The sequence below is a fragment of the Nannocystis punicea genome, assembly GCF_026965555.1.
Classification (GTDB): Bacteria; Myxococcota_A; Polyangia; order Nannocystales; family Nannocystaceae; genus Nannocystis; species Nannocystis punicea.
Genome location: NZ_CP114040.1, coordinates 1,493,486 through 1,506,676, shown reverse-complemented (window position 1 = coordinate 1,506,676; position 13,191 = coordinate 1,493,486). Strand labels below are relative to the sequence as shown.

At 70.5% G+C, this 13,191-nt stretch carries 12 protein-coding genes; 5 read left to right on the top strand and 7 right to left on the bottom strand.

Translation table 11 applies throughout. The features are described from left to right. The first annotated feature begins 22 nt into the window (after positions 1–22). The 4 genes from O0S08_RS05810 to O0S08_RS05795 all read left to right on the top strand — a co-directional run bounded on the left by O0S08_RS05810 (position 23) and on the right by O0S08_RS05795 (position 4,979). Positions 23–1,441: a hypothetical protein gene (locus tag O0S08_RS05810; protein WP_269038005.1), complete on the top strand. Its 1,419-nt coding sequence runs from the start codon at positions 23–25 to the stop codon at positions 1,439–1,441. A gap of 14 nt (positions 1,442–1,455) precedes the next feature. Next, positions 1,456–2,277 (top strand): FkbM family methyltransferase, encoded by an 822-nt coding sequence (locus O0S08_RS05805; RefSeq protein ID WP_269038004.1) that lies wholly within the window; start codon positions 1,456–1,458, stop codon positions 2,275–2,277. Then, on the top strand, positions 2,277–4,541 hold the full coding sequence (locus O0S08_RS05800) for a glycosyltransferase (protein ID WP_269038003.1): 2,265 nt from the start codon (positions 2,277–2,279) through the stop codon (positions 4,539–4,541). The genes O0S08_RS05805 and O0S08_RS05800 overlap by 1 nt, the downstream gene beginning before the upstream one ends. Positions 4,542–4,748: 207 nt before the next feature. Beyond that, positions 4,749–4,979 carry a hypothetical protein gene (locus O0S08_RS05795; protein WP_269038002.1) on the top strand — a complete coding sequence of 77 codons (231 nt, stop codon included), beginning with the start codon at positions 4,749–4,751 and terminating at the stop codon, positions 4,977–4,979. 183 nt (positions 4,980–5,162) lie between these two features. Here O0S08_RS05795 and O0S08_RS05790 read toward each other — a convergent pair whose 3' ends face one another. From O0S08_RS05790 to O0S08_RS05780, 3 genes are all read right to left on the bottom strand, one after another. Continuing rightward, the gene (locus O0S08_RS05790; protein ID WP_269038001.1) at positions 5,163–5,804 is read right to left on the bottom strand and encodes a hypothetical protein; all 642 of its coding nucleotides are present in this window, start codon (positions 5,802–5,804) and stop codon (positions 5,163–5,165) included. Positions 5,805–5,942: 138 nt separating this feature from the next. After that, positions 5,943–6,575 (bottom strand): TetR/AcrR family transcriptional regulator, encoded by a 633-nt coding sequence (locus O0S08_RS05785; RefSeq protein WP_269038000.1) that lies wholly within the window; start codon positions 6,573–6,575, stop codon positions 5,943–5,945. An 18-nt stretch (positions 6,576–6,593) separates the two neighbouring features. After that, the gene (locus tag O0S08_RS05780) at positions 6,594–7,793 is read right to left on the bottom strand and encodes an FAD-dependent monooxygenase (RefSeq protein WP_269037999.1); all 1,200 of its coding nucleotides are present in this window, start codon (positions 7,791–7,793) and stop codon (positions 6,594–6,596) included. A 181-nt stretch (positions 7,794–7,974) separates the two neighbouring features. On the opposite strand from O0S08_RS05780, the gene O0S08_RS05775 reads away from it, so the two are divergent. Beyond that, entirely contained in the window at positions 7,975–8,622 is a 648-nt protein-coding gene (locus O0S08_RS05775) for a nucleotidyltransferase domain-containing protein (RefSeq protein WP_269037998.1), read from the top strand. Here O0S08_RS05775 and O0S08_RS05770 read toward each other — a convergent pair. The 4 genes from O0S08_RS05770 to O0S08_RS05755 all read right to left on the bottom strand — a co-directional run bounded on the left by O0S08_RS05770 (position 8,588) and on the right by O0S08_RS05755 (position 13,100). Beyond that, positions 8,588–9,364 carry an aspartyl/asparaginyl beta-hydroxylase domain-containing protein gene (locus O0S08_RS05770; RefSeq protein ID WP_269037997.1) on the bottom strand — a complete coding sequence of 259 codons (777 nt, stop codon included), beginning with the start codon at positions 9,362–9,364 and terminating at the stop codon, positions 8,588–8,590. The two genes, O0S08_RS05775 and O0S08_RS05770, sit on opposite strands and share 35 nt — an antisense overlap. Further along, positions 9,364–10,284: an aKG-HExxH-type peptide beta-hydroxylase gene (locus O0S08_RS05765; RefSeq protein ID WP_269037996.1), complete on the bottom strand. Its 921-nt coding sequence runs from the start codon at positions 10,282–10,284 to the stop codon at positions 9,364–9,366. Before O0S08_RS05765 ends, O0S08_RS05770 begins: the two co-directional genes overlap by 1 nt. A gap of 13 nt (positions 10,285–10,297) precedes the next feature. Next, positions 10,298–11,110 (bottom strand): aKG-HExxH-type peptide beta-hydroxylase, encoded by an 813-nt coding sequence (locus tag O0S08_RS05760; RefSeq protein WP_269041940.1) that lies wholly within the window; start codon positions 11,108–11,110, stop codon positions 10,298–10,300. A gap of 130 nt (positions 11,111–11,240) precedes the next feature. Further along, positions 11,241–13,100 carry a hypothetical protein gene (locus tag O0S08_RS05755; protein WP_269037995.1) on the bottom strand — a complete coding sequence of 620 codons (1,860 nt, stop codon included), beginning with the start codon at positions 13,098–13,100 and terminating at the stop codon, positions 11,241–11,243. Positions 13,101–13,191 lie beyond the last annotated feature (91 nt).

Genomic DNA, 13,191 nt, shown 5'->3' with positions numbered 1-13,191 from the left:
CGATCCGCTCAGAGAAACGACCATGCCGTACACGCACGTTCAATTCATCGCTTACGAGATCGGCACCGCCCCGGCCAATACGGTCTGGGATGACGACGTGATCGACAGCGGCACGTACTTGGGCCTGAAGCGACTGGACCTGGACGTCGAGACACGGTGCCGGCTCATGCTGCGCGCCATACAGACCGCGCGCGACAACCTCCCGCACGGGTCCTCGCCGCCGACGGCGCCGGAGGACGACGGTACGACGCTCACGGTGTTCGTCGCCCCGGAGTTCTTCTTTCGCGGCCCCCAGGGCGCGTACCCGATGGAGGACGTTCAGCGGGCGATCGGACTGCTGCAGGCGATGGTCGCCGAGGACCGCTGGAAGGATTGGATATTCTGCTTCGGCACGATCCTGGGGGTCTCGGCGCCCGCGATCGGCAGCCCGCCCGTCATCGATCCGACGACCGTCAAGGAGGTCTACAACTTCTCGCTGATCCAAAAGGGCGGCACCGCGGCCCGGGGCGACGCCGGCGCGCGCGTGGTCGTGAAGGAGCTCAAGTCGGGGATCGACTTCATCGCCGGCGCTGCGACCGACGACGGCCTGCTCTGGGCGGCGGTCGAGCACCTCGATCCGAGTCGCGCACCCGGGCCGGGCCGGGAGCAGCAGCGCGTCAACTATGACGGGGCGGGGATCTTCGACCTCGACGGCATCACGTGGGGGCTAGAGATCTGTCTGGATCACGACGGCGAGGCTGGCGGTCGGCTGTTGAACTCGCCGCAGCTGCCGGGCGCGGCCGAGGTGCAGGTGCAGCTCGTGGTCTCGTGCGGCATGAGCATCGTGGAGGAGAACGTCGTCGCCAAGCAGGGCGGCTATGTGTTCGGCTGCGACGGCCTCGGGGACGCGAGTTCGAACCTCGAGCGCGTGGAGGCATCGATGAGCGAGATCGGGGCGCTCTCCCGCCATGCGGTCGGCGATGAAGACCTCTCGGTCGACTCGGTATCTCCGGTCGAGAGCGTGCGGGTGAATGAGCTCTACCCGGACGGGGCCGGCGAGGTCGCCATCTACCCTGCCCAGCCCTTGCCGGCCGCGAGCACCGTGCCGGGCTCGGTGGTCCCGCTGACCTGGCGACCGTGCGAGGACTACCATTTCGAATTTCGCCTGATCTACGACCAGGTGGGTGTTTTCAAGGCGGTCCTGGTCGAGCCGATCAGCAGGAAGGCCAGGTTTTACGGCAAGGACTTCATCCTGCCGGTCTCGATCGAGATCTTCTCGAGCGAGGCCGTCGAGGCTGGCTACGAGGATCCGGACGTCCGCATCAGCATGAAGTTGGTCACCGGCACCGACAGGTTCACTCACGGGGTCTGGTGTGACATCGATCTACCGGGCTTCGACTTCCATGGGAACGCCTTCCTGTTCCACGGCAGAGCCGCGGACGGAGCTCCCGAGACGATCTGACAGGAGCCGAACCCATGATCTCGATCGTATCCGTCCATGACCGTCGCTTCCATGTCCATGCCGGTGGAGCTCACCGCAAGTTCTGGGAGCGCGTGAACGCCGGGCACTGGGAGCCTCACACCTTCGACGTGTTCGATCGCTTCCTCACCCCGAATCGCAGCTGCCTCGACATCGGCGCGTGGATCGGGCCGACGACGCTCTACGCCGCTCAGCTCGCCCGTCGGGTCCACGCCATCGAGCCCGACAGCGTCGCCCACGCGGCGCTCGCGGTCAATGTCGCGGAGAACCCCGCGCTGCGTGAACGCATCGTCCTTCATCGCCAATGCATCGCGCCGCGGTCGGGGCCCGTCGAGCTCTATGCCGGGGGCATGTATCACGGCGAGGCCAGCGCGTTCGGCGACAGCATGTCGGGCATGGTGGCGACCGCCCATCGTCCCGGGCAGCCGAGCTGCCGCGTCGACGGGGTCGCCCTCGCGGAGTTCTTGGTGAACCATGCCATCGACGACTGCGGCTTCATCAAGATGGACGTCGAGGGCGGAGAGTATTCGCTGATCCCGGGCCGCTGGCGGGAGCTCGCCGCGTTCGGCATGCCGACCGCCTACGTGTCGTTCCACGCCCCCGCGCCGGCCCTGCGCCAGGCCCATATCGGCGCGTGCATCGAGGAGTTGCGCCGGTGCTACCGCTACCTCCACGGCGCCGCGGGTCGCGATCGCGACCGCGTCGACCAGCGCCTCTCGGAGGTGCGGGATTGGACCGACGATTCGCCGGACAGCCCGTGGCGAGCGCTGGAGCACCTCCTCGGCGACGGGCTGGTCGCCAGCGACGAGGTGTGGTGATGCAGAGCTCGACGCGTCGGATCCTGATCGGCGTCCATGTCACCTCGGCGCACACGGCGACCGAGACGCTCCTGGCGCTCCACGAGACCACCGCTCACGCCTTTGAATTGATCGTGCTCGTCGATCCTGCCCCGGGCGAGGCGCAGCCGCTCGCGCAGGCGCTCGCCAGCTGCAACGTCGCCCGGCTCGCGGTGCCGGGGCCAGGGGGGGCGGCGGTCAGCTTCAACGAGCTCGTGGCGCACCCCGCCGACATCTACGTATTTCTCGAAGATGGCGCGAGGCCGGGCCCCGACTGGCTCGAGCGGCTGTTGCGAGCGCTCGACGCGGATCCGGGCAACGGCCTGGCCGGACCTTCGACCAACCGCTGCTGGAACGAGCAGGCGGTGGCGGCCGAGTGCGGTGATTCGGCCCATGATGTCGAGCGCGAGGCAGAGTCGCTGGTGCAGCGATTCGGCGAGAGTTGGCGGTCGATGGCGCCGTTGCACAGCTTGTCCGACTTCTGCCTGGCGGTCCGCAAGGAGGTCGTCGCCGCGATCGGGGCCGCGGATGCGAGCTACGGGCGGGGCCCGTGCTGGGAGATGGACTACGGCGTCCGTGCGGCCCGCGCGGGGTTCAGGGGGGTCTGGGTCCAGGCTGCGTTCGTGCGGCGGGGGCCGATCACGAGCTGGCGCATCGCCGACGAGCTGGCGCTGTTCGAGGTGAACAAACGTCTGTATCAAGATCGCTTCTGCGGTCGCCGGGCCGGACCCGGCGGCGATGATGCGCCCTACCACGCTCATTGCCACGGGGACGCCTGCCCTGATTTTGCGCCCGCGTCGACGACCCGCGTCCGCTTGCCGCTCCGCGCTGCGCCCGGCGCGGCCGGCGAGCGCTGCGCCCTGCCGCTCGTCAGCTGTATCATGCCGACCCGGGGCCGGCCGGAGTTCGTGGCCCGATCGATCGCCTATTTTCGCCGACAGGCCTACCCCAACCGCGAGCTCATCATCGTCCATGAAGACGACGCCGATCTGCCGGGAGCCATCGAGGGCCCGGACGTTCGCGCGGTCCGGACCACGCAGCGCAGCATCGGCGGCAAGCGCAACGAGGCGCTCCGCGCGGCTCGCGGAGAGATCATCGCCCATTGGGACGACGACGACTGGCAGAGCGACCAGCGGCTGACCCGTCAGGTCATGCCGATCGTCCGCGGCCTCGCGGACATCACCGGGCTCAGCGATATCCTGTTTCTGGTGCTCCACGCCGCGGAGTTTTGGGCGGTCACGCGTGCCCTCTTTCGCCGGCTGTTCGTCGAGAACGTCAGCGGCGGGACGCTGGTGTTTCGCCGGGAGGTCTTTTTGCGCAGCGGACCCTATCCCGCGACGTCTCTGCGCGAGGACGCGGACTTCATGGTCAACGCAATGCGCGACGGCGCCCGGCTGTGCCGCGTGCCCGGGCGGGATCTCTACGTTTATGTGCGCCATGACGGCAACACGTGGAAATTCAAGGAAGGCCGCTACTTGCAGCAGAGCGGCTGGTCGCAGGTGCCCGAGCCCGACTTCATCGGGCCGGATCGGGAGTTCTACCGCGCGCCGGCAGCTCTCACGCCGCCCTCGCCTCGCTCCGCGCGGCCGCTGGTCTCCTGTATCATGCCCACCGCCGATCGCCGGGCCTTCGTCGCGCAGGCCATCCGGCACTTCGTGGCCCAGGATTATCCGGAGCGCGAGCTGATCGTGCTCGACGACGGCGGAGAAGGCGTCGAGGACCTGATCCCGCGGCTGGACAACGTGCGCTACCGCCGTCTCGACCGCCGCGTCAGCCTGGGCGAAAAGCGCAATTTGGCGTGCGAGATGGCGCGCGGCGCACTGATTGCCCACTGGGACGACGACGACTGGATGTCGCCGCAGTGGTTGAGTTCACAGGTCCGGACCCTCCGGGCCGAGGGGGCCGACGTCTGCGGATTGAACAAGGTGTTCTTTTATGCTCCGGAGAGCCGCCAGGCCTGGCGATACGTCTATGACGGCGCCCGGCCGTGGGTGTGCGGCGGCACGCTCTGTTACACCCGGCAGCTCTGGGAGCGGGTCCGGTTCCCGAACGTCGACGTGGGTGAAGACAACGCGATGGTCTGGAGCCCGCATCCGAAGCGACTCGCGGTAAACCCCCACACCGACCTCTACATAGCCACGATCCACCCGCGCAACACCAGCCCGAAGCTCGTCTCCAGCGCGCGCTGGCACAGCTTTTCCGCCGCCCGGCTGGAGCAGCTCATGCGGGCGACGAATGCGACCTGACGCGGAAGATCGGGCGTTGCCTTCGGGACAAAGACCGTGATAATGTGGTTTCATGGCATGACTCCGGGCGACTCGGCCGCGATCCTGCGAGCCGCATCTCGGAGCTGAACCGCTCGATCGGACGTCGCTGACGACCCATCCTTCGAGCAAACTCGCCAGCGTTCAATTCATGGCACATCTGGCGTTTCACACGAAGAGGAGGAGACGATGCCCACGATCACCTTGCGCGACAATGCTTACCACGACGCCAACGCGATCATTCTGATGACTGCGCAACCGATGAAAATCGCCCTCACGGCCCTCACCGGCCAGGGTGTCCGATTCCAGTGCTCGAACGCGTTGGCGACGATCCAGGGGGCCACCAGCGTGGATATCACCTTCGACGCGGCGCACCATTCGGAGCACCAGAACGTCCAGGTGAGCTCCGTGCAGCCTTGAGGCGAATGCCCTCGAGTGTACTGCTCGTGAGCGGCGACGTCGGCGGACGTTTTCGCAGCTCGCGGGCAATCGCAGGGACCCCCACCGTCACGCCGGCGCTGGTCTGACGGAGGACCCCTGGTTCTCCACATCGGCCCGTCGAGCGCCCCATCGCTCAAGACGGGCCGCGTGCCGCCGCGGCGATCACTCGAACTTCAAGAAGTTGTCGGCGAGGGTGCGCACCCCGTCGGCGAACTCGATCTTCGTCTTGCCCTCCGCGCGGACGAGCACGCGGCCGCGGCCGAACTTCGCGTGCGTCGCCCAGCGCTCGACCACCGGCGGCGGCTCGATCGCCAGCTTCAGCGGCGCTGCGGGGCCGGGGCGCAGCGGCTCGTGGCGCTCCGCGAGGTACTGCGCCAGCGAATACGGCTCGCCGTTCGGGCCCGGCTTGCGCAGGTCCCACCGCACCAGCCGCGCCTCGCTCCGATCGTCGGTGCGCTTGAACGCGGCGAAGACGGGCTCCGCGGTCCAGTCGCCGGCCGTGCCCACGAGCTGCGCGAACGCGACGTGGGGGAACCGCATCCCGCCGCCGCTCGTCACGTAGTAATCGTCGATGTCCCGCGTCCACGCCGCCAGCCAGATCGGGTAGCGATTCTCGACCGCCAGCACTGCGAGGATCTCGAAGGGGATCGCGGTGCGGAGCTCCGCCTCCACCTCCTCGACGAGCGCGGGATCGACGGTCACCGCCGCCGGGCGCCCGAGCTGCGCGGCGAGCCGTCCGAGCTGCGCCTCGACGTCGGGCGCGAGCGCGACCGGACCCCGCGGAAGGTTGGTGAGCTTGGCCATCGCCGCGATGGTCGCGGCCTCGACCTCGCAACGCAAGCGCCACGGGACCGGCTGCGCGAGACGCGAGCCGCGACCGGAACCCACGCGTCCTCGGCCCGGGTCCGCGAGCCCGCGACGGTATCCCTCGGTGCATCCGCGCTACGCGGAGCGACCCGGCCGGCCGGGCTCCTGCCGGCCACGCAGGCCTCCGAGCAAGAACTCCGTGGTCTCGGCCACGACCACCTCGACCGGCTCGCCCGCGACCACCGAGCGCCGGGCCGCGTGCATGACCCCGACCATCATCTCGACCAGGCGCCGCACGTCCGCGACCGGGCGGAACATGCCCGCGCGGATGCCCTGCTCGACGATGCCGGCGACGATTGCGAACACCGGCTGGAAGAACGACGCGATCGCGCCGCTCACCTCGGCGGGCAGGATGTTCTCCAGGGCGTTGACGATCGAGAGCCCGTGGACGCCCGGCACGAGGGCCGCCAGGTGGCGCCGCACGACCAGGGCGAGCCGCGCCTCCGGGTCGTCGATGCGCGCGCACTCCTCGACGATCGCGGCCACGAACGGCTCGACCTGCGCCTTGACGACCGCCACGAGCAGCGCGTCCTTGGTCGGCGCATAGTTGTAGATGGTGTTGCGGGCGATGCCCGCGTGCCGGGCGATCGAGGCCAGAGTCAGCGCGCCGTAGCCCTCCTCGTCGACGGCCTGCAGGAAGCCGTCGTGGAGGCGCTTCCAGATCGTCTCCCGATGCTCGGCGAGGGTGGGCGCGTCGATCTTGGGCATGACATGTGATAGCGGAGATCAGTCGGCGAAGTCGACGTTCATCGGCCGCACGAACCACTGCTCCAGCGCGGTCGGCTCGTTGTCCTTGCTGCGCTTCGCGCCGAGGCGATTGAGGCCCTTGAGCAGGAAGTGCATGACGGGCCCGCTCGGCGTGAAGACCTGCGACTTGAACAGCGCGGCCCGCTGATGCTGACGGGCGAACGGCATCAGCCGCGCCTCCCAGGTGCGCAGCGCGGTCTCGAGGTCCTCGCCATGCCGCGCGACCAGCCGCCCGAGCAGCGAGCCGCCGGCCAGGCCCACCGACGCGCCCATGCCGGAGTACAACGTCATGCACCACGCCGCGTCGCCGACGAGGACGGTCCGACCGGAGCGCCACGAGGGCATGTGCACCTGACTGACGGAGTCGAACAGCCAGTGCTCGGCGCGGTCGAACTGCTCGAGCACGTGGCCGAGGATCTCGCCGAGCGGCTCGGGCCCGTAGGTGCGCCGCAGCACCTCGCGCACGGGCCCCTGGAACTGCGCGTCGATGTCGCGGGTGCGGTACGAGAACAGCGCGGTCGGCGGGCAATCCTCGAACGGAAACACCCACAGCGACCGCCGCGGCTCGGCCAGGACGAGGCCGTGCTCGGCCGGGAAGTACGGCACCTGCGACTCGAGCTGGAAGGCGCAGATCATCGCGTGGAGCGGCTTCACGTAGCGCTCGTGCGGGCCGAACACGAGGCGCCGGACGGTCGAGCGCACGCCGTCGGCGCCGACGACCAGATCGAACTTTTCGCACCGCTCGTCGCCGGTCGCGGCGTGGCGCGTGGTGACGAGCGCGCCGCCGTCGACGTCGACGATGCTCGTCGGCACCGTCGCGTAGCGCACCTCGACATCGCCGAGGTGCTCGAACAGCGCGGCCTCGACGTCGCCGCGCAGCACGCCCTGCGGCTCGCCCGGCTGATCGAGGAAACCATTGGTGCGGCTGCGGTCGCCGGCGCGAGTGACCGCCCAGGTCTTCGTGCTCTTCGGCGTGCGCATGTGCACCGCATCCATCACCCCGAGCCGCCGCGCGGCGCTGAGGCCGGTGCCGAACAGGCCGATGAAGTAACCACCGAGCCGACGCTGCGCCGCCCGCTCGATCACGGTCACCTGCCACCCCGCCTGCCGCAGCCCGATCGCCGAGGCCATGCCGGCGATGCCGAGTCCGACGACGAGGGCTCTACGCTGCGTGCTCATACGATCTCCCGCGCTGGTGGTCCATGGTTTACGACGGTCCGTCGCAAAAACAAGAGCCCGGAGCGCGATGGCGCGCACGAATGGACGTTTTCTCGCCTCTGAACCCCGTTCAGGTGGTCCCGCTCGAACCCTCGCTGCGCCTGCGTTTTGGCCCGACGGCACGGTGCTACCTTGTCCGTGCGTGACGCCGTCGCTGTCCGACATCGCGGCGATGATCGCCGGGCGCTACGGCTGCCACGCAGTCCTGCTCTACGGCTCGCGCGCCCGCGGCGACCACGAGGCGGACAGCGACCACGACCTGTTCGCCCTGCGCGACGCAGGACCCTCGCTGCATGAGGTGTTCACCTGGCGCGGCGCCGCGATCGACGTGTTCGTCGAGTCGGACGCTGCAGTCGCCGGCGAGCCCGCGCCGGCGCTGCTGCGGCTGCACGGGGCCGTGGTGCTGCGCGACGATCACGGCCGCGGCGCCGCGCTGCTGCAGCGCATCGCCGCCGCCCACGCGAGGCCTCCCGCGACGACCGCCGCGACCGAGGTCGCGACCCTGCGCGCGTGGGCCGACAAGATGCTGGTGCGCCTCGACGATCCCGACCCGGTGCTCGCCGGCCTGCGCCGGGCCGAGCTGCTGACGCAGCTGCTCGAGATCCGCCACGGCCTGGTCGGGCGCCGGTGGTCGGGCTTCAAGGAGGGCGTCGCCTGGGCGCGCCTGCACGACCGCGCGGTGTACGACGCCTATCGCGACGCCGTGGCCCCGAGCGCCACGCGGACCGCATTGCAGCACCTCGTCGACCTCGTGTTCAGCCCGGCTGACAGCGGCGGATCCGCGGGATGAGCCAGCGCAGCACCTCGCGCTCGACCGCCGTCAATGCCGGGTGCCAGAAGTCGAACAGCAGGACCACGCGCTCGTGGTCGCTCGCGTTCCAGGCGCGGTGACGGAACGTGTCGTCGAAGATCAGGCAGCGACCCGCCTGCCACGCGCGCGCCTCGTCCTCGGCCTCGAGCCCGCACGCGTCGGGCACCTCGAGCGCGAGGTGGCACGTCAAACACAAATTGTTGAGGCCGCAGTGCGGCGGGATCTCCGAGCGACCGGCCAGGATCGAGAACATCGCGTCGCCGAGCCCCAGCGGCGTCGCGTCGAGCGCCGCCGCGACCTCGGGGCAGCGCCGGCACGCCTCCGCGCGCACGCTGCCGTCGCGGACGAAGAAGTACGCGCGCCAGCCCTCCTCGGGCGGCGCCAGCCCGGCCGCGGTCGTGCGCGTCGGGCCCTGGTCGCGCGGCAGGTAGTGTTCGACCCCCGCGCCCCCGGCCCGCACCGAGCGAAAGGCGCGGTGGATCTGCGAGGCCCGCTGCTCGAGCGCCGGCACCCACGCGAACTCTTCGGCCTCGTACCACGGCCGCGTCGGCAGGCCCGGGAACACGAAGTCGGCCACGTGCTGCCCGGGCGCCGCCGCCGGCTCGCCGCGCCCCGTCATGCCGACCAGCATCGCCTCGACGCGCGCGCTGGCCCGCGGCCCGTGGCGCCGCTCGACCTCCTTCCACAGGAGGAACATGTCCGCGTCCGACAGTCGCCACATCACAATGCCTGCAGGGCGACCGCGACGGGCGGGCGATCGGCGCGGGTGCTCCGGGCCTGCTCGGCGAGGAAGATCTGGCACAGGTCGAACAGGTGGCGCCCGCGCGCGGTGAACATCTCTTGCCATCCCGCGATCTCGCGGATCGACGCGGCAGTGGCGATGCAATCGGCGAGCAACTTGGGCGACGCCGGGTGCAGCACCGGCGCGTCGGGGTGACCGAGGACCTGGGCCCGCAAGGCGAAGATCTCGACTGCCACCAACAGGCTGTGGAACACGCAATAGAGCGGGCGCGGGGTCCGGCGGATCGCCGACGTCGCCCCGCCCTCGCGCACGCTGAACGCGGCCGCGCTGGCGAAGTGGCCGTGCGCGCGGTCGTCGACGAACAGCAGGTTGTGGGTCAGCTCGTGCATCAGGAACTCGACGCGGTCGAGCGCCGGCGTCGACTCCGGCAGGTTGATCCACACCGCGCCGACCGAGCGGTGCGTCGAGCCGCCGAGGTTGTGGGCCAGGCGGGCGCAGAACAGGCGGTTGACGATCAGGCCGAACACCGCGCCGCGATCCGGGTCGAGGTCGTACAGGCGCTGCGCCGCGGCGATCGTGGCCGCGCGGGTGAAGCCGATGAAATCGGGGTCGCGCGCGTCGATGGTCGCCGCCACGACCTCGGGGGTGATCGCCGCGAGGATGTCGTTCTCGGTCGGCGCCTCGACGAACGCGGCCAACAGGCGCGCCTCGTCGACCGGGTCGTCGACGAACTCGGGCCGGCCGCTGCGAGTGCAGGCGGCGTCGCCCTGCAGCTCGGCGAGCAGGGCGTTGTACTCGGCCTTGAGCGCCAGCAGGTCGCCGTCGCCGCGGCCGCCGGACCGCCGCACCCACGACCGCACGCTCTTCACACACTCGGACGGACCCAGCAGGCTGTACATCGTCGTCGTCTCCTCAGAGCGCGGCCATGACGTCCGCGCAGCGGTCGATGAGGTGGATCGCGCGGTCGGTGAGGAGCGCGTGGTAGTTTGGCATCGCCCGCAGGGCGGCGATCGACTCGCCCGCGCTGGCGGCCAGCTCGCGCGTGGGGCCGTGGACGCGGGTCTCGCCGTCGTGGCCGAGGCCGTGCTCGCGGTGCAGCAACACCTCGGTGGTGACGAGCAGGCTGTGCAGCACCTTGTCGAGCGGCCGCCGCAGCCCCGACATCACCGCCCGGCACCAGTTGTCGGGCTCGGGCAGCGCGCGGTAGCTGCGGTAATGGCCGTAGATCCGCTCGTCGAGGAAATAGATGTTGTGCGTCGACTCGTGCACGAACAGCTCGTAGAGGTCCTGCGGCGCGAGGCCCCGCGGCTCGCACATGTAGATCACGCCGATCGCGTCGGAGTCGGCGCCGCCGCGCGAATAGCGGGAGCGCGGGCACAGGACGAAGTTGACGAGCAGGCCGAAGAACGCCCAGAACTCGGGGTCGCGCGCCGCGAACTCGTCGAGCGCGACCCGCAAATAGGCCGCGTCGGCGCGGATCTCCGCGCGCAGGTGATCACCGTGGTCGAAGAACGTGTCGTCGCGGTAGCGCGGCAGGTCGTCGAGCGACGACTCGCTGTAAAACCCGCGGATGAGCCGCTCCTCGAGCGCGTGGTCGTCGACCAGCTCGGGCCCCCAGCCGCGCCGGCGCGGGATGTGCGGCTGCAGCGACGACAGGTAGCGGTTGTAGGCGTGCTTCCACGCCGGCCGGCCGGCGCGCGCCGGGTCGCCGTCGAGGTAGGGCACGGCCAAGCGACAAATGGTCGTGTGGCTGGCGTCGTCTCCGAGCAGGTAATACATGCGGTTGGCTCCTCTCGTCGTGAATCGTGGCCCGCCGGCGCGCGCGCAGCAGCCCGCGCGCCGGCTGGCCTTTGGGTCAGCCGCCCTTCTTCTCGAGCGTCTGCTTGACTGCGGCGTCGATGGCGGCCATGCGCAGGCCCGCCTTGGCCGCCTCCTCGCCGAGCGACGCCATCCGCAGCCCGGCCTTCGCCACCTCCTCGAGCGACGCCATTCGCAGCCCCGCCTTCGCCGCCTCGTCGATCGACGCCATCCGCAGCCCGGCCTTCGCCACCTCCTCGAGCGACGACATGCGCAGCCCGGCCTTCGCCGCCTCCTCGGCCAGCGAGGCCATGCGCAGCCCCGCCTTCACCGCCTCCTCGCCGAGAGACGCCATCCGCAGGCCCGCCTTCGCCACCTCCTCGAGCGACGCCATCCGCAGCCCGGCCTTCGCCGCCTCCTCGAGCGACGCCATCCGCAGGCTCGCCTTCACGCCCTCCTCGAGCGACGCCATCCGCAGGCCCGCGGCCATCGCTTCCTCGCCGAGAGACGCCATCCGCAGGCCCGCCTTCGCCACCTCCTCGAGCGACGACATGCGCAACCCGGCCTTCGCCGCCTCCTCGAGCGACGCCATCCGCAGGTTGGCCTTCACGCTGTCGTCGAGCGACGCCATCCGCAGGCCCGCGGCCGCCGCCTCCTCGCCGAGAGACGCCATCCGCAGGCCCGCCTTCGCCACCTCCTCGAGCGACGACATGCGCAGCCCGGCCTTCGCCGCCTGCTCGAGCGACGCCATCCGCAGGCTCGCCTTCACGCCCTCGTCGATCGCGGCCATCCGCAGGTTGGCCTTCACGCTGTCGTCGAGCGACGCCATCCGCAGGCTCGCGGCCGCCGCCTCCTCGCCGAGAGACGCCATCCGCAGCCCGGCCTTCGCCACCTCCTCGAGCGACGACATCCGCAGCCCGGCCTTCGCCGCCTCCTCGAGCGAAGCCATGCGCAGGTTCGCCTTCACCGCCTCGTCGATGGCCGCCATGCGCAATCCGGCGGCCGCAGCCTCCTCGCCGAGAGACGCCATCCGCAGCCCCGCCTGCGCCACCTCCTCGAGCGACGCCATCCGCAGCCCCGCCTTGGCCGCGCCCTCGAGCGACGCCATCCGCAGCACCCCCTTCACGCCCGCGTCGGCCATCCGCAGGCCTGCCTTGCCCAGCTGATCGATCGACGCCATCCGCAGCGATTGACGGATCCCCTCCGCCATTCGCAACCCCGCCGCCCGGGTCAGCCCCTGCGGCGCGCGCACCCCCGCCTTGCTGTCGGCGCGGCGCAGCACTGTCCCGTCGGCGTCGGGCGTCGCTTCCGCCGCCGCGCCCGCCTCCTCCGAGAACGACGCGATCGGCTCCCAGCCCCCGACCGCGGCCACCGCCTCCGCGGGCGACAGGGTCACCGAGTGGCCGAGCAGGTAGCGGATCATCCGGTCCTGATCGACCGCGGTGTCGAAGCCGAAGCGCTCGGCCAGCAGCGCCCGCAGGTTACGCGCCGCGAGGACGCCCTGGACCATCACCGAGGCCGTGCGGGCCGCCAGCGCCTCGCCGCCGGCCGCCAGCGAGAAATCGAAGCTGTGGAGGATCGTCAGGCGATTGGCCGGCGACAGGCCGAAGCTCCACGTCGCCGCCACCTGCCGCCCGAGTCGCAGCAATTCGACGGCCCGCTCCTGCACATCGCCCTCGCCGAGCGGGCTCGTCAGCGGGAACTCGAAGCTCAGCGTGGCCGTCCCGCCGCTCTCCTCGTAGCACACGCGCGCGGTCACCCGCGGCTCGCACGCCATCCATTGCACCACAGTCGTGCCGCCGCCGGCCCGGAACCGCTCCATCGCCTCGCGCGGGAGCTCGACCTCGCTGAAGTCGGCGAATGCGCTGATGTTGAAAAGGACCGCGTCCGACGCCGCGTCGATCGTATCGTGTTGCACCCCTCACCTCCCCTTTTTGCTACCAAACAGCAGACCATGCCCGGCGCGCGCCCGCGCCGCGACGGACGGTGATGCTAGCCAGATCGATATT